Here is a 20057-nt window from a genome sequence, read left to right as displayed (position 1 = left end):
CATGGAAGGGCTGGGATCGCTGCCAACGACCTTCACTCTGGCCGAAGCCCGTCAGGCCGGCATTCATCCTCGTGATGTGTACCGATGGCGCGATACCGGGCAGGTTTTGGAACTTTCCAGGGGCGTCTTCCGGCACGCTGACGCCCCCGTGCCGTCTTACCCCGATTTCCTCGCTGTGGCTCGTCGGGCTCCGGGCGCCACGATCTGCTTGATCTCGGCAGCGTCGGTCTGGGATCTCACCGACGAGCTTCCCGCCGTTGTGAGCATTGCGGTCCCACGGGGAACCCGGCCACCCCAGATCGCCTTTCCACCGGTAGAGGTGTCGCGGTTCGAGCCGGGAACATTTGATCTTGGCCTGACACATCTCGAAGCCGCGCCCGGTGAACCTGTCCGGATGTACTCGGCTACCCGGACCGTCGTCGACTTGATGCGGCTACGCCATCGGATCGGCGAGCCGCTCGCCTTCGGTGCCCTGCGTCGCTATCTCGCCCGGCGCGACGCTGACCGCAGCGAACTCATCGAGCTCGCCCGGTCCCTCAACGTCCTTGGTCCGCTGCGCAACGCCCTCGACGTCCTGGAAGCATCGTGAGCAGGCCGACACGGGCCAGCGCCGACGGGCGGGCCTATCTGGACCTGCAAAACCTGGCGCGTCGACCGCGCGCTCCACCCAGGAGCTGCTCGTTCTCTACGTTCTCGAACGGTTCCTGGCCCGCCTGGCTGCGAGCGCGCATCGGGACACGTTCGTCCTCAAGGGTGGCTTGTTGCTGGCCGCGCTCAACTCGGTGCGGCGCATGCCGTCATCATCCCAGTGGTCCCGGTCGAGGCTTACGGGTACATCTGCACCCGGACGTCGTCGTTCACCGGAACCAGCAGCACCGTCCCGGCCTGCCGCCAGCCGTCGGGGATCAGCAGCATCTGCTCGCCGGTCGCCGCGTACAGGCGCCAGCCGGACGAGCGGTACCCGAACCGCCGGTCGTCCGGGCCGTCGAGCAGATCCTCACGCACGCCCGGATAGGACACCCGCAGCGACTCCTTCGTGTCCACGATCACCCGGGGCCGTTCGTCCAGGCGCTCGCTGTCGACCGTGGCCTGCCCACGCCCGTACACCCCGGCGAAACTGTTGACGGCCCAGAAACTTCCGAGGGCCACGATCGTCCACACGCAGATCCACGCGGAGAGCTCGTACCGGCTGCCCCGTGCCGGCGCGACGGGGGATGTGCGGGCCAGGATGCGGCGGCCGGTGGCCAGAGCGAGAGCGCCGGAGGCCAGGCACAGCGGGGTGGTGGCGGGTGGCTCGTTCTCGGCGATCGAGGGGATCACCATGCCCGCCGTCCCCCGCAGCAGCACGAGCAGGCCGACGACGATCACGAGAAAGCCCACGCGGCGCAGGGTTTGCGGATGCCGCCCGGAGGCGAGGAGCCGGTTGAGCGTCACGTGGGTCCACAGACCGGCTGCCACCACCGTCAGCGCGAGCACCAGCGGCGGGAACATGACGCCGACACTGCGCATCAGGAGCGCCTGCTGGGACAGGCCGAGCAGGTCGAGGTCGATGCCGAAGTAGGCGAACCGGGCCCGGGTGGCGACATAACCGAAGTAGTAGAGCAGTGCGGTCACGACGGTGGTGGGGGCGACGACCTGGACGGCGAACTTGATGAACTCGGTCTGGTTGTGCAGCTCGTCCGGCGGTGGCTCGGCCGGGGTGGGTGCGGATGGGGCTGGCACGGGTGGGTCAGGACGCGGTCGGCGTAGCTGTCGTGGATTCACGGACGCATCCCTCCTGTGAGCCCAATGCCGTGTCGCCGGGGGCGTAACAGGCCCGAAGGACGGCTGAGTAGACCTGCCACCGAACACGCACGGGGTTCTCCGGGCTCGGCCGGGACTCGGCGGGCAGCTGGGCGCACTGCTTCACTTCTCTCCCGGTGCAGAGAGTTTCGGCTGTCGCGGTGATCCTCGCCCGGTGGTTCCTGCCGTCCGGGGCTGGCGCCCGGACGCTCATGTGGCAGTAGGCCGTCACAACGGTGGAGAAGTCGTCCGGGAGCCCCGGCGGGACAGGTCCGGTGCCGCAGCGCCCGACCATCCGGGCTTCGTCGGGGAAGAGGTTCTTGCCCTCGCAGACCCTGCCGGTGGGAAGATCGACGTAGGCGAAGTCCTCGCCCGCCTCCAGCGGCTCCAGGGTGACGGAGATGGCATCGATCGTCGTCAGATTGGTGTTGCCGATGCCCTGGCAGTGGAGCATCCCGCCGGCCTGGACCTCGAAGATGCTGAAGTCACGGGGGAAATACACCTCCGCTCCCGGCCCGGCCACGACGATCGCGTCGTCCACCGGCCCGGTGGTGCGGGTGACCGGTGGCCCGACCGGCGGCTGGGTGGTGGTGGGCGGGTTCGGCGGGTCGGTCCGTGGGTGGGTGCTCGTGGGGTGACCGGGCGGGGTGGTGGTGCTCGGGTATGTCGTCGGTGGGCCGGTGTGGCTGGGGACGCCGCTGGTCGGCAGGTCCGGGGGCGGGGTCCCCGGGGGCGGTGGTCCGGTGGTGGGATGGCCGGGGGACGTCGGTCCGGTGGTCGGGCTGCCGGTCCGGCCGGGTGGTACCGGCTGCCCCGGAAGGGGTCTGGGCGGGGCAGGAGCGCCGGTGGCTGTCCCGCTGGTGGGGGCGGTCGTTCCGGGTTGTCCGGCACCCGATGATCCGGGCGCGGTGGGGACGGTCCCGTTCGGGGGTGAGGGCTGGGCGTCGTCCCCGGTTGAGGGATCGGGCGCGACCTGGGCGCCGCCGGCGGCCGGCCCGCGCTGCCAGGGCAGCGCCCCGCCGAGGGGGCGTTCGGCGGCGCCGGAACCGGGTTCGCCGCCGAGGAACAGCACGGCCCAGCCGGCCACGACGATGGCCAGCACGCAGCTGCCGAGGGTGACGGGCAGCCAGTGACGCCGGCTCCAGGCGCCGGCTGCGGGAAGGAGGGAGGAGATCGGCACGGGCACACTCTCGTCGGCGGCGGGTGAGGCTCGCGTGAGGTTCGCTGGAGGCGGTGAATGCGCAGGTCAGCGCGCTGGTTCGGGATTCAGGACGACGACGTGCAGGTACAGCGACGCCAGCCGTGCGGGCGGCAGCTCGGTGACCACCAGCAGCGCCCAGCGGCCCTCGTGCGTGCGCACGCACATCCGGCTGCCGGCCCGCAGTTTCGCTGTGGCGACGTTCCCGCCCGCCTTGGGCAGCAGGGCGCGGCAGCCGGTCGCGGTGGAATGTTCGCTGACCAGGTCGAACTGGTTGAAGGCACCCTGCGCCGAGGGCGCTCCCTGCACCTGGTCGGTGCCGCCCTTGGGACGGTACAGATCCCCACGGGCCGCCTGCGGACCCTGACCGAACGGCAGCACGGTGGACGTGCCCGGCGGCACGTCCAGGTCGTGCAGTACCCCCGGCTGCAATTCGAGGTCGAACTCGCTGTGCACGTCGCCGGCCGTGGCGCCGCTGAGATCGCCGGGAGCGCCCGGGGCGTGGTGCGTCCGGATGAGCAGGACCGCGGTGAGAGCGACGACGACGGCGGCGGATGCCGTCAGGGCCCAGCGTCGTCCCTGAAAGCTCTGGTGGTTCGTGGCCGGGCCCGGCTGGAGGGCGGGCTGAATGGCGGGGTCGGGCAGCGCGGGCTGGTTCATCGCCAGGGCTACCACCGGCTGGTGGACGACGACCGCATCGGCCCCCTGCGCCGTGGCGGCCAGCACCTGGGCGTGTGCTTCCCGCAGGGGCCGGCCCGGATCGGCGCCGAGCTCCTCGCGCAGCGCGCGGGCGGATTCGGCGTAGATCCGCAGGGCCTCGGCCGAGCGGTCGCAGCGGTGCAGGGCGAGCATGCGCAGCCGGGTGAGGTCTTCGTCGTACGGGTGCCGGGTGTGCTGCTCGCGCAGGGCATCGAGCACCGTGTCGGCCCGGCCGGAGTCGATCCGGAGCTGGAACCAGGCCGTGAAGGCGCGCAGGCGCTGGGCGTTCAGCTGGTCGGTCATCCGCCGCACCGGTTCGGGGGCGATCACGTCGGCGAACGCCTCGTCGTCGCGCCACAGGCGCAGGGCCGCGTGCAGGTCACGTTCGGCCGACTCGGGCGATCCGGACCGCAGGTGCGAAATGCCGCTGTCGGTGAGGGAAGTGAAGGTGCGTCCGTCGATGTTCCCGGCCGTGAGGAGGTATCCGGAGGACTCGCGCCGCAGCACGGTCCACGGGGTGCCTGGCGCGTGCCCGGGCTCCAGCAGGGGCCTCAGGTGCGAGACGTAGGTCTGGAGCGTGTTGGTGGCCTGGCGGGGTGCCCGGTCGCGCCACAGGTAGCTGATCAGCCAGTCGTCGGTGGCGAGCTGCCCGTCGCGGGCCACCAGCAGCGCGAGCAGGTGACGTTCCATCGGTGCGGTGACCGGCTGCCAGGCCCCGGCGTGACCCACCCGCAGCGGGCCGAGGATCGCGATCTGGACGCTGTCGTGCTCACTCACCTTGTTCGCCCCCCGGCGGTGTCAGTGTAATGACCTGCGCGCGAACGTATTACCCGTGCCTGGAGGCAAGAGTAGGGGGTGATCGGCCTGAGGGTAGACGGATTGGCCGAGGTGCAGCGCCGGGTGCCGGGGGGATTCCTCCCGCCCTGGGGTGGTGAGCGGCCGGTTCAGATCGGGCCGGAGCGGGCCGGGCCCGGCTTTCGCTCGCGGGTGATGACGGTCTCGGGATGGTGCTCACCGAGTACCCGGACCTGCGCGGCCAGCACGGAAAGCCTTTCCTGCTCGGCCTGTTCGCTCAGGCCGCGGTCGGCCAGCACCCGGCACAGGCTGTAGCGCCCGGACAGGGTGGTGGGGTGCTCGGCGCCCATCAGGGCGGTCTCGGCCTGGCAGACGAACCGGAACCCGGCCTCGGCCTCGTCGAGCCGGCCGAGGGCGTGCAGCACCATGGCGTGGTTGTGCTGGGTGACCAGGGTGTGCCGGTAGTCGGGGCCGAGTGCGGTGACCATGCGCCGGTGCAGCTGCTCGTACTCCTGGGCGGCCTCGCTCAGCAGGCCGCGTTCGTGCCGCACGCGCACCAGGTTGTGTTCGGTGGCGAAGGTGTGGCGGTGGTCGGGGCCGAGCACCCGGCGTCGTTTCTCCAGCACCTGGCGGTACTCCTGCTCGGCCTGGTCCACCTGGCCCAGGGCGTGGTGGGCCAGGGCCCGGTAGTGGCGGCTGCGCAGCGTCTCGGCGTCGTCCGGCCCGAGAACCTCACGCCGCAGCCTGTACACGTGGTCGTGGCGGCGCAGGGCCTCGGCGTGCTGGCCGCGCTCGTGCTCCAGCACGCCGATGTAGTGCAGGCAGCGCAGGGTTTCCGGGTGCCGCTCACCCAGCACCGGGCCGGTGAGGGCGTTGATCGCCTCGAACTGGCCGCCGGCCACGTCGTAGACGCCCTGGACGTGCAGGCTGCGGGCGGTGAGGCTGGCGGCGTGGGCGGCCCGGGCCACCACCTCGGGCGCCAGGCGCTCGCCGCGGTCGAGGGCGGCGCTCAGCAGAAAGATCAGGTGGTGGGCGTGCGGGGCCATGAGCCGCCACGACGACCACAGCTTGATCTCGTCCGGGATGCCGAGCAGGTTCACCACGGCGTTGTGCACCAGCAGGACGGCGTCGGCGACCGGCGCCGGTTGCTCGCGCAGGGCCGCGGACCGCACCAGGGGATGCATGAAAATGCTCAGCTCGCGCGGCTTCTGGTGAACGGACGGGGTGGCGTTGTGTAGTTCGATCAGGTGCTGCTCGCCCAGCGCGCGGGTCAGGTCGCGCAGCTCGTTGCCGGTGACGCCGGCCAGGGAACGGGTCTGCGCGGCCGTGGCCGTGGGCAGCAGGAGAGCGACCGGGATCGGCGTCTGGGCCATCGTGGCCAGCACGGCCAGGAGCTGTTCGCAGCGGTGGTGGCCCCGCGAGCGCAGGCCCTGGACCGCCACGTCCCACACCCGCGCGACGATCCCGTCCACGGCGTCGGGCGCGCCGTCGCGCAGCACGGCCTGCTGGTATTCCCGGAACGTCGTCGGGGTGCCCGGTTCCGGCCAGGGCCAGTCGGCGTTGCGGGCGAGCGCGGACCCGGCGATGGTCAGGGCCAGGGGGAGCCGGCCCAGGCTCTCGGCGAGTGCGGTGGCGTCGTGGGTGTCTCCGGCCCAGGGGCCCACGTGGTCGTAGAGGGTGGTCACGGCGTCTTCGGTGGCCAGCGGGTGGATGACGTGCTGGGTGCACCACCAGGCCCAGGGGCTGCCGCCGGAGCGGCTGGTGACCAGTACGGTTCCGGTGTCGCCGGGGTGCGGGCGCAGCCAGCTGCGGCCGTCGTGGGTGCCGAAGGGGCTGTCGAGCAGGTCGGCGGGGTGCTCGGCGTCGTCGAGCACGAGCAGCCATCGGGTTTCGGGGTCGAGGGCGTGCAGGCGTTCCCAGAGGACGTCCGGGGCGTGCCGGTGGGTCAGTTCGGACTCGGCGGCGCCCAGGCGGGTGGCCAGGGTGCGCAGGCCGGTCTCGAGGTTGGCGCGGGTGTCGGCGGTGACCCACCAGACCGCCAGGCCGGCCCGGTCGGCGAGGTGTGCGATTTCCAGGGCCAGGCTGGTTTTTCCGCATCCGCCCAGTCCGTGCAGGACGTGGGTGCTGCCCGGGCCGGGGGAGAGCACGACCTGTTCCAGGTGCCGGATGAGGGCGGTGTGCCCGCGGACCGGGCGGTGCTCGTCCCGGTGCCCGGAGGGTGGTTCCAGTGAGAGTGCCAGCCCGCGCCGGCGTGCGTCGGCGTAGCCGCGGGCCACGTCGCCGGGTTCGTGTTCGGGTTCGTGGGTGTGGTTGTGCTGGGTGCCGGAACCCACGGCGGAGACGATGGATCCGTGATGCGCATGGACGTGCACGGTCACCGGGGCGGGGTTGGTCACGGTGGTCGGGCTGGTCGGGTTGGTCGCTGTGGTCGGGTCGGTCATCGGGGCGGTGGGCTCAGGCGTCGTGCCGGGGTGGCACGCCGAAGGTGTTGTACTGCACGCCGCGGGCGACCACGGGCACCTGTGCCTGGTCGTGGGCCCGGATGTTCAGCACCACGTGAGTCTCGTTCTGCCGCGCGAACTCACGCACTTTGTCGAGGCGATCGGGGTGCTCTTCGAGCAGTTCCTCCAGCGCGAGCGTCCAGGCGGCGGTGTGCTGTGCGGTCACCTGCTCGCGCCGGGCCGGGGCGGCTGTCTCGATGGCGGTACGGGAACGCTCCAGGCGCCCGGCGACGCGCTCGGCGGCGTCCTGGTCGTCGGGCTCGCGGGTCAGCAGGCGCACGGCGTGCGCCTTGACCTGCTGCCAGGAGTCTTCGGCCATGGCGGCGACGACGGCGGTGCCCCCGGCAGCGGCGGCGCCCGTGAGGATTTCCGGCAGCACAGCAGTCCCCCCTGATGTGGCGTGGGATCAGCCTGCCACAGGGCGGGACGGCACGGGGCGGAAACCGTGCGGTATCTGCGGTATCTGCGATGTCGCGCGGTGTTCCGGCGGCTGGGCGTTTTCCCGGTGGACTGGCGGGGTATCTGCGGACAAGAAGAGGCGAGCGGCCCGGGCCCGGTCAAAGCCTGCCGCATCATGGCCCACGCGACCTAACCTCACCGCATGACGGGTCAGGGCCAGCCGGTACGCAGCCCTTTGGCGGTCGCCTGGGCGTCCCTGCTGCTGTTCCTGTTCTTCGTGCCGTTCGCGTTCAGCGAGGAACTGGTCAACGCCGCGTACGACGCCTGCGCCGAACTCGACCGCCGGCCCGGATGCGGTGTCGCCGACAGCGCGCAGGTCTACCTCCTGGGCCGGTGGCTGAACGGCTGGGACCTGCTCCTGCTCGGCGTCGACACCTTCTCCGCGCCGGTGCTGTTCGTCGTGGCCGTGCGCCTGCGCCGGCTGCTGGGCGCGAGGCTCCCGCGCCGGGACTTGATCGGCTGGTTCCTCGTCGCGTACCTGGCGACGCTGGCCATCGACTTCGCGGCCGTCGGATGGGGGAACCCGGCCGGGGAGTACCACGATCCGCTGCTCCTGGTCTGGTCCGTCGGCCTGTGCCTGCTCTGGATCGTGGCGCTCGCCCTGATGCTGGCCGTCTTCCTCGGCATCGATCCGCGCCGGGAACTCCTGAGCCGCCCACGGGCCGGGTGGCAGAGGCTGAGGCCGTTCGCGCCGCTGATCATCGGTACCTTCGTCGCCTGGATCGCCGGGGCGCTGTGGGACTTCGCCCTGGCCGACCCCGACGCCGTCGGTACCCGGGTGGACCAGGAATTCTTCGCCCAGGCCAGCCAGGTCGTCCCGCTGTTGTTCGTCGCGCTCGCGGTGGAGGCCCAGTTCTTCCGGCGGCCGGCCCAGGACGCTCTGGAGCGGGCCGCCGGGATCGTGACCGTCGCCACGATGTGCTTCGGCGAGATCGTCGTCCTGTCTGTTCTGGTGGCCGGGGACCAGGCGGGCGCATCGCTGATGGGATGGCACGAGTTCGCTGCCTACATCTTCGGTCTGGAAGCGATTTTCGTCGGGCTGGCCACCCTCGTGTGGAGCGCCACCGGTGGGTTCACGACGCGGGCTCCCGATACGCCCCCTGGGCCACCCTCGGCGGCAGTTCCACCGGATCCGGCCCTGGCGCCTGCATCGGCCCGGGTCTCGGGCCCGGCCCCGGTGTCAGGCCCAGGCCGGGCATCACACCCGTCACCGTCACCGGCCTCTGGCCCGGCATGGTTGCGGGGCAACGGCGCGGTTCCGTTGCTCGGGGCCGGAGTGGTCTTCGGGGTTCGGGCCGGGCGCCTGATCCGCCGGAGGGGAGTTCGCTGACCTGACACGATCGACCGGTGTCGCGTCGTCCGGCGGCGGCTGGTCCGGCCGCAGCGGAGAGGGCTCGACCCGCAGCACTCTGGCCGGCGGGACGGGTAGCCACCAGTTGTACCTGCCCAGGATCGAGACCACGGCGGGCACCAGCAGACCCGGGCCAGTGTGGCGTCCAGGAGGATGCCGACGCCGGGTGTGGTGGCCTGACGGCTGTGAGGCCGTGGAGCCGGCCCGTCGTGAGGGCGTCGACGTGGTTCGGATCTGCGGATGCCGGTGATGGACGGGTTCGAGGCGAGGTCACGTCGCATCTGACCCGGACCGTGTCCGAGCTGGGCGCCCGGGACCGGGCGCAACTGGTGGTGATCGCGTACCAGAACGGGCTGGTCACGTCTCCTGACACTCCAGCGATGGGGACCGCGGTTCCTCTCCTGTCGGCCGGCGCGCGGGATGTCAGTCGGGCATGGTGCCGTTCACGCGCAGGGCGATCAGGGGGTTGTCGGTCGTCCAGTAGGTGCCGAAGAGGCTTTCCTTGATCGTGGTTTCGCGTTGGCGGGCGATCTGGCCGAGGAACTCGGCGTCCTGGAAGAAGACGCGCTTGCGGATGACCTTGCCGTCCTCGAGGTCGACCAGTTCGATGACGGTCATCGACCAGGGGGTGCCCTCGGTGTCCTCACCGTGGTTCACGCCGATGCAGATGACGCGGCCGGGTCCGTCGGCGATGTACTCGTCCTGGGTGTGGTCGCGGTGGGTGAAACCGCACAGTTCGTGCATGCGATGGCGCCCGACGGCGATGTCGTCGGGGCCGTGGAAGACGCCGCCGACGGGAGCGGGAAGGTTGATCTCCACCTCGCGTTCGTTCTCGAAGAAGTCCACCACGGTGGCGAGGTCCTCGGGGGTGAAGCCGCCGTTCTGCTCGGCCCGGGTCATCGCGGCGTAGAAGCCGGAGACGACCGCACGGTCGTGATCTGTCTGCTGCTGGGGTGTCGTGGTCATGGGATGGTCGCTTTCGCTGGTGACGGGTCGGGCGGGTCGGGCGGGTGTCTGGTCAGGGGCGGCGATGATGCAGGTCTTTCAGCGCGGATACCGCGGTGGCGGCGAGCTGCATCTGCCCGGCGTCGCTGGGGTGGAGGTGGTCGCCGCTGTCGTACCGGGCATCCAGGGCGAGGGGAGAGGCGGGATCGCGCAGTGCCTGGTCGAAGTCGATGCAGCGGGGGCCGAGGGTGCGGATCCAGTCGTTGACGGTGCTGCGGATCAGTTCCCGCTCGGTGTCGTGGTTGTCCGACCCCTGGCGGGGGCCGATGGTGGCGATGCTGGCTGCGATGCCGGCGCTGGACGCCTGGTCGAGCACCTTCTGGTAGGCGGCTGTCAGTTCGTCGGCGGTGGGCAGCTCGTTCAGGGGCTCGAACTCACCCGGGAGCCCCAGGTCGTTGGTGCCCAGGGCGACGATCACCTGGGCTACGCCCGAGGTGAGCAGGACGTCCTCGGCGAAGCGATGCAGACCGGAGCGTCCGTTCGACCGGTACGGTGCGCCGGCGTCCAGCCGGAGCCGGTTGCCCGGGATCCCCCGGTTGACGATCGAGACACCGGATCCCACGGGCAGGAGGGCGGCGGCTGCTTCGGGCCAGCCCATCGCGGTGATCGAGTCACCCAGGCAGACCACCACCGCGTGGCGGGCCGTGCCCGTGACGTCCACGGTGTGCAGGAAGGGCCCGCTCTCGTGCACGGAGATGTCGGCGTCGTCCGGCATCGGGAAGGGCGGTGCCGCGACGGCCGGGAACCGATCGGCTCCCACGTGGTCGCCGGGTTCGGACATCTGGCAGGTGAAGTCGCTGACGCTGGCGAAAAGCCTTGGGAATCGGGTCTGCTCGGGCAGGTGGAAGTCGATCGTCAGCATCGCGTGTCCCTTGACCGGCAGATCCACCGGATCGGTCCAGACCGACTCGCCGGCCGGGACCGAGCACCCCACGCCGGAATCGAAGAGCGCCGCAGCGCTGCGGCCTTCGCTGGTGACGGCGACCCGCCCGATGACCAGAGGCTGGTCGCCGTAGCGGTTGCTGAACTCGACGCGGACGCGCTGGCCCCCGATCCCGGCCCGTAGCTGCGATCGCAGGGTGACGTCGGTGAAGGGCTCGGCGTCGGCGCGTACGTCGGGAAGGGCCTGAGCCCAGGTCGCCTCCCATGCCGGAGAGCTGGATGTGGATGTGGTTGTGGTGGTCATGGCGGACGTCCTTGGTGAGGTGGTGGTGGGCCCGTGAGTGGGCAGGCGGGATCGCCCGCACGCCGAGCGGCGTGCGACGGTGAGCTGGTGGGCTACGGTCGCCCGTGCGGCAGTTTGCTGTTCACCTTGGTGAGTAGCGTTTCGAGCGTGGCCATTTCGGCCGCGTCGAGAGGTTCGAAGATCGCCTCGTCGACCTCGACCATCGACGCGTTCAGGCCGGCCACCAGTGCGACGCCGTCATCGGTGAGATACACCCGTTTGCTGCGGGCGTCGCCCTGCTCGGTGCGACGTTCGATCAGGCCCCGCCCCTCCAGGGTCTTGAGCATGAGCGAGATGTTGGCCGGTGTGGTCTGGCTCATCTCCACGATGTCCCTCTGCATGGCGCCGGGACGCTGCTCCAGGTATCCGAGCACCACCGCCTGCTCGAACGTGAGGCCGCGGCTTCGCGCCCAGTCCTCCGCGGCCCTGCGCTGCGTGGCCAGGATCGGCCGCAGCAGCTCGAGGCTCCGGATGCGAGGGGGGTGGCTCTCGGTCATGACTTCAGGGTGCCGCTGGGGCACCCGATAGTCAAGTGACTAAACAGTTCAGTCGTTAAATCATCTCTGCGAAAGACCGACGGAGCACTGGCCACCCAGCAGTGGACACGGCGTCACATCGACGCCGGTGCAGCACGCACGCGGCCAGATGTGGGAAGCGAATCGTCGCCGAGGTGCTTCAGCGCGCGCACGACCGCGGAGTTCCCTCTGCGCACGACGACCTGGCGCCGCGTGCACTGGCCGCTTTCGGGTGCCTCGTCCCCCCGGCACTCATGGCTGACCTCCGACGGTTGCCAGGCATTCGTCGAGGTGCCCGAACGCGTGAATCTCGTGATCGAGACGGGACGCGGCGCTCGTGGATCGAGCGAGGTCGAGGCTTCAGGGGTGCTGTGGTCTCTGGCTCGGTGGTAGCAGCAGGATCTGCAAGGCGGCGGCACAGGCCCGAGCATGCCCGAGAAACCATTCGAGCCGCTCGTCGGTGAGGGCGGCCGTGCTGGTGCGGGTGGCGACGGCGAAGCGGGCGTGGCCCTCGGCGTCCAGCACCGGGACCGCGAGAGTGCGCACGCCCTGCATGGATTCACCATTGTTGAGCGCGTAGCCGTTCTCACGGATGTCGGCCAGTGCTGCTCGCAGGGCGTCGGCGTCGGTGATGGTGTGTTCGGTGAACGCGGCCAGGTCGAGTTCGTCGATGACGGCGGCCTCGGCGGGTGTGGCCCACGCGAGCAGGACCTTGCCGAGGGCTGTGGAATGCAGGGGGCGGCGCAGGCCGAGATCGCCGCGGGGGTGCACCGATCCGCCGGCCACGATCACGGCATGGGTGCCGGCCAGGATCGCGAGGTCGGCCGTGGAGGACGTGCGGTCGGCGAGCTGCCGGAGTTCGGGCTGGGCCAGGTGCAGGCCGCGCTGGTGGAACGAGAGCTGGCCGAGCTCGACGACGGCCGGGCCCAGGCGATAGCGCAGCGTGCGCTCGTTCTGCTCGAGGAAGCCGGTCGCGACCAGGGTGCGGGCCAGGCGGTGGGCGGTCGGGACGGTCAGGTTCAGCCGCCGCGCCAGGTCGGACGCGCTGAGCTCGGGCCCGTTGTCGTGGAAGGCGCTCAGCAGGCCGAGGGCCCGGCGGACGGCCTGGGCGCCGGCGGGCCCGCGTTCCGCGGTGGCGTGGTCGGTCACCTCCGCAGTGTATCGACGGACCCATCACTTTTCACATGGTGAGAGATCGGCTCTTGCGCGCCGGACCGGGAACTGCCAGTCTGGGTAAAGCCTACAAAATCAGTAGACAAAGCCGTGCTTCTGAAACTGTTGCTGTCAGGGTTGTTTCGGAAGCGAGATCGCAGAGTGCGCGACATTCACATGATGAGAAGGGTGGCTTCGTCATGCCCACCACCGCAGCGCCACCTCTCGACGAGGTGTGGTTCACCCGCTGTCCCGTGCCCACCGCCACCGGTATCGCTGCCGCCCGGGGCACGCTGAGCGCCGAGTTCGCCCCCGACGGCATCTCGGTGCGCTCGTTCCAGGACGCTCGTGGCGCCCTCGACGAGCGTCACTTCACCCACGCCCATCCCGCGCTCTTCCGCGAGGGCGGCAACGTCCCTGCGCTGTGGGCCCGTTCGCGCGGTGGGGACACCCGGCTCATCGGCCTGACCTGGATCGAGGAACGCCAGGCCGTGCTCGTCCGGGCCGACTCCGGCATCACCGGGGCCGCGCAGCTCCGAGGCCTGCGCCTGGCCCTGCCGCGGCACGAGATCAGCATCGACTTCTGGCGGGCCATGGCCCTGCACGGTCTCGCGGGAGCCCTGGGCCTGGCCGGGCTCACCCTGGCCGACGCCACGCTGATCGACGTGCCCGCGGGTTCGCGTGAACGGGGCCAGTGGGAGGCAGAACTCACGGCCCTCCAGGAGGGACGCGTGGACGCCGTCTACGTCAAGGGTGCGGTCGCGGTGGAGTCGGCTCAGCGGTACGGGCTGGTCACGGCGATCGATCTGGATGCCCAGCCCGATCGCCGCAGCCGGATCAACAACGGCACCCCGCGCCCGATCACCGTGGCCCAGAGTTTGCTCGACGAGTACCCGACCGTGGTCGACCGGTTCCTGGCCACGCTGATCGAGGCCGCCGACTGGGCGAGTGCCCACCCGGGCGAGGTGAACCGCATCCTCGCCGCCGAAACCGGTTCCGGCCCGGCCGGTGTGGCCGGGGCCTACGCCGCCGGCGCGTCCCTGCACCTCGACCTGTCCGCCGAGCGCCTCGGCCTGCTGGCCGAACAGGAGCAGTTCCTGCGCACGCACGGCTTCCTGCCCGAGCCCGTCGACGTGCGGGCCTGGGCCGATCACGAACCCCTGCGCCGGGCGCACGACCTGATCGCCCGTCGCACCCCCACCAGCTCTGCCGATCAGGAGAACCCGTCATGACCCGTACGAGACGAGTCGCCGTCCCCCTGCTCCTGGCCGTCGTCGCGATGAGTGGCCTGGCCGCCTGCGGCTCGGACGCCGAGGCCGCCGACAGCGCGACGATCCAGGTGCGCATCCCCGACCCGGGAAACGCCGGGATCCTGGCGCTCGGCAAGAAGGACGGCAGCCTCGACGCGGCGCTGTCCGCGGTCGGCGCCGGCGTCGAATGGACCGGCAGCTCCGGTCCGTTCGCCCCCGCCGCACAGGCGATCAACGCGAACCAGCTCGATGTGGCCCAGGGATCCATCACCTCCGGCATCGGGTCACTGGCCGCGAACCCGGGCTTTCGGCTGTTCGCGACCGGTCAGCCCGACCCGGTCGGTGAGGGCATCCTGGTCAGGAAGGACTCCTCGATCACCAGTGTCGCAGACCTGAAGGGCAAGAAGGTCGCCGTCAACAAGGGCGGCACGGGGGAGTACCTGCTGCTACAGGCCCTGAAAAAGGCCGGTGTGCCGTACGACTCGGTCGAGCGCGTGTACCTGGCCCCGGACCAGTCGGCGCCCGCGTTCAGCTCCGGCCAGGTCGACGCCTGGGCCACCTGGAGCACCTACACCGTGGCCACCCTGGCCCAGGGCACCTCCCGCCAGCTGGTGCAGGGCGAGGACATCGACTCCGACAACTACACCGTCTGGGCCGTGCGCACCGCCTTCGCCGACGAGCACCCCGAGGTCGTCAGGGCGCTGTACGAGTACCTGCACGAGGCCAGCGCCCAGCTGATCGCCGACCCGCAGCCCTACGTCAACGTGTTCACCGACTCGGGAGCCCAGTCCGTCACCGGTGAGGCCAAGGAGATCAACCTCGACTTCCTGCGCCGCAGCGCACAGGTCGAGCCGATCACCGACGATGACCTGAAGCGTTACGCCGCCGTCGCCCAGTTCTTCGCCGAGCAGAAGGTCACGACGAGCACGGTCGACGTCGCCGCCTCGGTCATCGACGTCGAGAGCCTGGGCACGAGAGCGTCATGACCGCGGTGACCGACCCCGCCACCGACGGACTGGTCGAGCCCGCCGTCCGCAGCCGCCGCGTCCGTTCGTCCCGGACCTCCGCGCTGCTGCGGACGGTGGGGCCGGTGACCCTCGTGCTGCTGTGGTGGGCCGCCTCGTCCACCGGCCTGCTGCGTCCCGAGGTCCTCGCCTCCCCGGCCCAGGTGATCAGGGCGGTCGGGGAACTGTGGGGTGACGGCGAGTTCCAGGCCGCCCTCACCACGTCCCTGCGCCGTTCGGGCCTGGGCCTGGTGATCGGCCTGAGCCTGGGCCTGGTGCTCGGCGTGACCACCGGGCTGAGCCGGCTCGGCGACGAGCTGATCGACTCAAGCGTCCAGATGCTGCGCACCGTGCCCTTTCTCGCGCTCGTCCCGCTGTTCCTGGTCTGGTTCGGTATCGGTGAGACGGCCAAGATCGTGCTGATCGCCTTCGCCACCACGTTCCCGATGTACGTCAACGCGACCAGCGGCGTCCGCACGGTCGACCCGCGCCTGGTCGAGGCGATGCGGACGTTCGGGATGGGCCGTATCGCCCTGATCCGGGAGGTGATCCTGCCCGGTGCCCTGCCACAGCTGCTCGTGGGCCTGCGGCTGTCGATGACCCTCAGCGTGGTCGCGCTGATCGCGGCGGAGGAACTCAACGCCACCGCGGGCATCGGCTACCTGATGACGCAGGCGCAGAACTTCGTGCGCACCGACATCCTCGCGCTGTGCATCATCGTCTACGGCCTGTTCGGGCTGGCGGCCGACGTGATCGTCCGCACCCTGGAACGGCTTCTGATGCCGTGGCGGCGGGCAGGAGCACGACGATGACGAACGCGGTGATCGTGCGCGGCCTGCGGCGCACCTTCGGCGAGCGGCACGTGCTCGACGGCATCGACCTCGACGTCACCCGCGGCGACTTCGTGGCCCTGCTCGGCGCCAGTGGCACCGGGAAGACCACGCTGCTGCGGATTCTCGCCGGGCTCGACCATCCCGACGGCGGCACCGTGCTGGTGCCGCGGCGGCGCACGGTGGTGTTCCAGGAACCCCGGCTGGTGCCCAGCAAACGGGTCCTGGCCAACGTGGTGGTCGGGCTGCCCCGCACCGCCGCGACCCGTTCGCTCGGGCTGGCCGCGCTGGAGGAGGTGGGCCTGGGCGCGCACGCGGACGCCTGGCCCGGCACCCTGTCCGGCGGGGAGGCCCAGCGGGTCGCCCTGGCGCGCGCCCTCGTCCGGGAACCCGAACTTCTCCTGCTCGATGAGCCTTTCGCCGCCCTCGACGCCCTGACCCGGCTGCGCATGCAAGACCTCGTCGCCGACCTGTGCGCCCGCCACCAGCCGGCGGTCGTGCTCGTGACCCATGACGTCGAGGAGGCCGTGCGCCTGGCCGACCGCGTCGCCGTCCTGCGACAGGGCGCGCTGATCCGCGACGAGCGCATCGACCTCGAACAGCCCCGCGACCCCACCCGTCCCGCCTTCACCCGGATCCGTTCCCAGCTGCTCGCCGATCTCGGGGTGCAGCAGAAGCAAGGAGAGCCACGATGACCGTCACCATCGGCGTTCATGTCAGCAACCCGTCCCTGTACCACCTGGCCCGGCTGGAGTTCGCCCAGCAGGCCCTGGCCCCGTTCGGCGAGGACGTCGTCTTCCACCACTTCGAGGACGGCACCCGCACGGCGGGACTGCTGGCCGACGGAACGATCGACATCAGCGGTACCGGCGCCACCCCGCCACTGACCGGTCAGGCCGCCGGGCACGACATCGTCTACGCGGCGGTCTCCACGCCGCGACCGGAGCACGGGGCGCTGCTGGTGGCCGATGACGGCCCGGTGCGCACCGTCGCCGATCTGCGCGGCCTGACGGTCGTGCACTCGGTCGGGTCCTGGCACACCCACCTGGTCGCGAAGGCCCTCCACGACGCCGGGCTTTCGTACACCGACGTGGTCTCGGAGAGGCCCTCGGCCGAAGCGTCCCTGCCGAGGCTGAAGAGCGGCGAGATCGGCGCCTGGGTGGCCCAGGAGGCCGACCTGTACGGCGCCCTGCGCGAGGGCGGCGTTCGTAAACTCGTCGAGACCGGCGACGTGATCACCGACAGGTCGGTCTTCTTCGCCCGCCGCGATCTGGCCGAGAACCGCCCGCAGGTCCTCGCCGCGGTCGTGAAGGCGTTGCAACAGGCCGATTCCTGGGCTGCCACGCACCTGGACGAAGCCGCCGAGCACGCTGCCGCCGAGCTCGGCGGCCAGGAGCAGGACTGGCGGGAGGCACTGTCGCGCCTGCCCTGGAAGCTCCAGAGCGTCGATGCCGCCGTCATCGCCGAACAGCAGGAAGCGGCCGGCATCCTCGCCGACGGTGGGTTCCTGTCGCCCCGGATCACCGTGGCCGACGCCTACCTGCCCGACCTGGCCACCCACGTCGACGCGGCCCTGGAGGCCCGGCCGTGACCGACGTCCTGTGGTACATCATCCCGAAAGAAGGCCCCTACCCCTGGGAATCGGACGGGCGCCGCCCGGCCGACCTGGGCTACCTCCAGCGCCTGGCCGCCGCCGTCGACGGCCTCGGGTTCGACGGGGCGCTGCTGGCCACCGATCAGTACGACGTCTGGCCGCTGGGCAGCGCGCTGGCCGCCGTCACCGGCCCGACGTTCAGACCGCTGCTGGCCGTGCACCCGGGCCTGACCTCGCCGGTGACCCTGGCCAAGCAGGCCCTGACGTTTCAGCACCTGTTCGGCCCGCGGCTGCTGTTCAACGTGGTCAACGGGCAGACCGAGGCCCTGCGCCGCTTCGGTCTGCACCTGGAGCACGACGAGCGCTACGAGCTGTCGGCCGAGTACTGGGGCATCGTGCGGCGCCTGACCTCCGGCGAGGTCTTCGACCACCGGGGCAGGTTCTACGACCTGAAGGACGCGGGCTCCGACTTCCGGGACCTGCCCCCTCTCCAGGAGGGAGGCGTCCCCCTGTGGTTCGGGGGTTCGTCACCGGCCGGGATCGAGGTCGCCGCCGAGCACGTGGACGTCTACCTCACCTGGGCCGAGCCGACCGCGCAGCTGACCGAGAAGCTCGACCGGGTGCGGGAAAGAGCGGCTGCCAGAGGACGTTCGCTGAAACTTGGTCTGCGGCTGCACCTGATCGTGCGAGACACCGAGGAGGAGGCCTGGGCGGCCGCCGACCGGCTGCTCGACGTCACCAGCCAGGCCACGTACGCGCGCCAGCTGGGCGCTCGCGGCGAGAACGACGGCGAGGGCTGGCAGCGGCAGTTCCGCCAGCACGGTGGCCGGGTGCCGGCCCGGGCGCGTGAACTGGAGACGTCACCGAACCTGTGGCCGGGGATGAGCCTGTTCCGCCCGGGCCCGGGAACCGCTGTGGTCGGCAGCACCGAGCAGGTGATCGAACGTCTCACCGAGTACCGGGCGCTGGGGGTGGACACGTTCATCCTGTCGGCAAACCCGTTGCTGGAAGAGGCCTACCGGGTGGCCGAGAGCATCCTGCCGACCCTGCGCCACGGTGGCCGGTAGGGCAGTGCTTCGGCGATTCCGGCGATTGCGGCGATGAGTGTGCGGGACGTGTGAGGCCCTCGCGCCGCGTACACGCTGGAGCCCGGGGTGATTCAACGATCGAGCCGCTGCGCCGCTACGCCGGGGGACCCCGGCGTAGCGGCGCAGCTTGAGAAGGGTTGTGTCGCAGATCGGCTCGGTGATGCCGGGAACCGGTGAGGCCAGGGCGCCCTCCCTCTAGTAAACTCTATTGATTTGGTAGACAATAAAGCGCATGGCCGAGACCTGGGAAGCGCTGATCTCACGGCGCAACGTCCGCAGCTACGCCGACCAGCCGATCCCGCCGGATGCGCCGGAGCGGATCCGTGAGGGCGCCCGCCGCACCCCGTCCGCGAGCGACCGCCGGCACGGGGGCACCTGGTGAGTCTCTGGCGCAGGAAGCCGGTCGTGAACGCCCCGACCATGCGGCTCGGGTACGACGAGGACATCGCGCTCTTCGGGTGCGGCGCCGTGATGCGCGCGGTCACCTCGGACGTCGTCCCCCGGCGAGACGCCGGATCTTTCGACGATCTCGGCAGTGAGGACGACCTGGCCGCACGGGACGGTCTCGACGCCGTGATCCGGAGGTCGCGATGACCCGCCCCTTGTTCCTGGCCGTCGACCTCGACGGAGCCGGCGCCCACCCGGCCGCGGGTGAAGCGCTCTCGGCCGCCGCCCTGCGCGGTGCCGTCCGGCAGGCCGAGGACGCCGGATTCGTCCTGGCGACCTTCGACGACGCCCCCGTCCCGGCCACCGCCCGACTCGAGGCGGGCACCCGGGCCGCGTTCGCGTCCACCATTTCGCGTCGTATCGGCCTGGCCCCCGTGCTGCACACCAGCACCACCGAGCCGTTCCACCTGGCCACCCAGCTGGCCAGTCTCGACCACGCGAGTCACGGCCGGGCCGCCTGGCTCGTGGGGGCGGCCAGTGACGCGGCGGCCCTCGCCACGGTCGGTGCACCCGCACTGCGTGGGGACGCTCTGAGCGGCGAGGTGGCGGACGTCATCGTCACGGCGCGGTCGTTGTGGGACTCCTGGGAGGACGACGCCGTGATCCGCGACGTACCCACCGGCCGCTACCTCGACTCCGCGCGCGTCCACCACATCGACTTCACCGGCGCCACGTTCAGTGTGAAGGGCCCGCTGATCACCCCGCGATCGCCCCAGGGGCAGGTGGTCGTGATCGCCCCCGAGCACCTCGGCGTGGACGAGCACGCCGACATCGTCCTGACCGGCGACCCGCACCGATCCGGCCGCGAGCAGCTGGTGTTCGTCGATCTCGAGGTCGTCCTCGACACCCCGCAGGAGAAGGCGACCGAACGACTGGCCCGCCTCGACGGCACCACCGCCTGGAGCGGTGAGCGCCTGCGGCACGTCGGCTCCGCCCAGGCCCTGCACGACCTGCTCACCGACCTGCACCGCTCGGTCGACGGCGTGCGCCTGCTGCCGGCCGAGCAGAGCGTCGACCTGCCGCTGCTGGCCCCGCTGGTCCCGGCACCACCGCCGGGGCACACGCTGCGTGAGCGCCTCGGCCTGCCGATCCCGGCCAACCGCTACGCGCCCGCCTGAGTGTCCCGGTCAATCAACGGTTTCCCGCGGCGAGACGAGGACGA

General features: G+C 71.1%; 20 protein-coding genes. 11 read left to right on the top strand and 9 right to left on the bottom strand.

The window, feature by feature from the left end:
• Window position 1 precedes the first annotated feature (1 nt).
• Window positions 2-589 carry a type IV toxin-antitoxin system AbiEi family antitoxin domain-containing protein gene (locus KIH74_RS32155; protein WP_214160185.1) on the top strand — a complete coding sequence of 196 codons (588 nt, stop codon included), beginning with the start codon at window positions 2-4 and terminating at the stop codon, window positions 587-589.
• Window positions 590-825: 236 nt separating this feature from the next.
• Here KIH74_RS32155 and KIH74_RS32150 read toward each other — a convergent pair whose 3' ends face one another.
• From KIH74_RS32150 to KIH74_RS32130, 5 genes are all read right to left on the bottom strand, one after another.
• Complete coding sequence (locus KIH74_RS32150; protein WP_214160184.1) at window positions 826-1722, bottom strand: hypothetical protein; 897 nt, start codon at window positions 1720-1722, stop codon at window positions 826-828.
• 7 nt (window positions 1723-1729) lie between these two features.
• Window positions 1730-2962 carry a hypothetical protein gene (locus tag KIH74_RS32145; RefSeq protein WP_214160183.1) on the bottom strand — a complete coding sequence of 411 codons (1233 nt, stop codon included), beginning with the start codon at window positions 2960-2962 and terminating at the stop codon, window positions 1730-1732.
• A 66-nt stretch (window positions 2963-3028) separates the two neighbouring features.
• Complete coding sequence (locus KIH74_RS32140; protein ID WP_214160182.1) at window positions 3029-4456, bottom strand: AfsR/SARP family transcriptional regulator; 1428 nt, start codon at window positions 4454-4456, stop codon at window positions 3029-3031.
• Window positions 4457-4623: 167 nt separating this feature from the next.
• Entirely contained in the window at window positions 4624-6915 is a 2292-nt protein-coding gene (locus KIH74_RS32135; protein ID WP_214160181.1) for a tetratricopeptide repeat protein, read from the bottom strand.
• A 13-nt stretch (window positions 6916-6928) separates the two neighbouring features.
• Window positions 6929-7354, bottom strand: coding sequence for a hypothetical protein (locus KIH74_RS32130; protein WP_214160180.1), 426 nt, complete (start codon window positions 7352-7354; stop codon window positions 6929-6931).
• 222 nt (window positions 7355-7576) lie between these two features.
• Here KIH74_RS32130 and KIH74_RS32125 point away from each other — a divergent pair, with 222 nt between their 5' ends.
• Complete coding sequence (locus KIH74_RS32125) at window positions 7577-8764, top strand: hypothetical protein (RefSeq protein ID WP_214160179.1); 1188 nt, start codon at window positions 7577-7579, stop codon at window positions 8762-8764.
• Between the two features lie 444 nt (window positions 8765-9208).
• Here the strand turns inward: KIH74_RS32125 and KIH74_RS32120 are convergent, their stop codons facing one another.
• The 4 genes from KIH74_RS32120 to KIH74_RS39045 form a co-directional block, all read right to left on the bottom strand.
• The gene (locus KIH74_RS32120) at window positions 9209-9751 is read right to left on the bottom strand and encodes a nuclear transport factor 2 family protein (RefSeq protein ID WP_214160178.1); all 543 of its coding nucleotides are present in this window, start codon (window positions 9749-9751) and stop codon (window positions 9209-9211) included.
• A 52-nt stretch (window positions 9752-9803) separates the two neighbouring features.
• On the bottom strand, window positions 9804-10976 hold the full coding sequence (locus KIH74_RS32115; RefSeq protein WP_214160177.1) for a GDSL-type esterase/lipase family protein: 1173 nt from the start codon (window positions 10974-10976) through the stop codon (window positions 9804-9806).
• Between the two features lie 92 nt (window positions 10977-11068).
• Window positions 11069-11512: a MarR family winged helix-turn-helix transcriptional regulator gene (locus KIH74_RS32110; protein WP_214160176.1), complete on the bottom strand. Its 444-nt coding sequence runs from the start codon at window positions 11510-11512 to the stop codon at window positions 11069-11071.
• 378 nt (window positions 11513-11890) lie between these two features.
• The gene (locus tag KIH74_RS39045; protein ID WP_214160175.1) at window positions 11891-12679 is read right to left on the bottom strand and encodes an IclR family transcriptional regulator; all 789 of its coding nucleotides are present in this window, start codon (window positions 12677-12679) and stop codon (window positions 11891-11893) included.
• A gap of 203 nt (window positions 12680-12882) precedes the next feature.
• Here KIH74_RS39045 and KIH74_RS32100 point away from each other — a divergent pair, with 203 nt between their 5' ends.
• The 9 genes from KIH74_RS32100 (at window position 12883) to KIH74_RS32060 (ending at window position 20013) form a co-directional block, all read left to right on the top strand.
• Entirely contained in the window at window positions 12883-13914 is a 1032-nt protein-coding gene (locus tag KIH74_RS32100) for an ABC transporter substrate-binding protein (RefSeq protein WP_214160174.1), read from the top strand.
• Complete coding sequence (locus KIH74_RS32095; protein WP_214160173.1) at window positions 13911-14918, top strand: ABC transporter substrate-binding protein; 1008 nt, start codon at window positions 13911-13913, stop codon at window positions 14916-14918. The genes KIH74_RS32100 and KIH74_RS32095 overlap by 4 nt, the downstream gene beginning before the upstream one ends.
• Complete coding sequence (locus KIH74_RS32090) at window positions 14915-15748, top strand: ABC transporter permease (RefSeq protein WP_214160172.1); 834 nt, start codon at window positions 14915-14917, stop codon at window positions 15746-15748. Before KIH74_RS32095 ends, KIH74_RS32090 begins: the two co-directional genes overlap by 4 nt.
• Window positions 15745-16461, top strand: coding sequence for an ABC transporter ATP-binding protein (locus KIH74_RS32085; protein ID WP_246573581.1), 717 nt, complete (start codon window positions 15745-15747; stop codon window positions 16459-16461). Before KIH74_RS32090 ends, KIH74_RS32085 begins: the two co-directional genes overlap by 4 nt.
• The gene (locus KIH74_RS32080; RefSeq protein ID WP_214160171.1) at window positions 16458-17357 is read left to right on the top strand and encodes an ABC transporter substrate-binding protein; all 900 of its coding nucleotides are present in this window, start codon (window positions 16458-16460) and stop codon (window positions 17355-17357) included. The genes KIH74_RS32085 and KIH74_RS32080 overlap by 4 nt, the downstream gene beginning before the upstream one ends.
• Window positions 17354-18427: an LLM class flavin-dependent oxidoreductase gene (locus KIH74_RS32075; RefSeq protein ID WP_214160170.1), complete on the top strand. Its 1074-nt coding sequence runs from the start codon at window positions 17354-17356 to the stop codon at window positions 18425-18427. Before KIH74_RS32080 ends, KIH74_RS32075 begins: the two co-directional genes overlap by 4 nt.
• A 253-nt stretch (window positions 18428-18680) precedes the next feature.
• Entirely contained in the window at window positions 18681-18830 is a 150-nt protein-coding gene (locus KIH74_RS32070; protein WP_214160169.1) for a nitroreductase family protein, read from the top strand.
• A 23-nt stretch (window positions 18831-18853) separates the two neighbouring features.
• Entirely contained in the window at window positions 18854-19042 is a 189-nt protein-coding gene (locus tag KIH74_RS32065; protein WP_214160168.1) for a hypothetical protein, read from the top strand.
• The gene (locus KIH74_RS32060; protein ID WP_214160167.1) at window positions 19039-20013 is read left to right on the top strand and encodes an LLM class flavin-dependent oxidoreductase; all 975 of its coding nucleotides are present in this window, start codon (window positions 19039-19041) and stop codon (window positions 20011-20013) included. The genes KIH74_RS32065 and KIH74_RS32060 overlap by 4 nt, the downstream gene beginning before the upstream one ends.
• Window positions 20014-20057: the final 44 nt, after the last annotated feature.

Source organism: Kineosporia corallincola, from assembly GCF_018499875.1.
GTDB classification, from domain to species: Bacteria; Actinomycetota; Actinomycetes; order Actinomycetales; family Kineosporiaceae; genus Kineosporia; species Kineosporia corallincola.
Note: the sequence above shows the minus strand (reverse complement) of the source record. Positions and strands in the feature narration are given on the sequence as shown.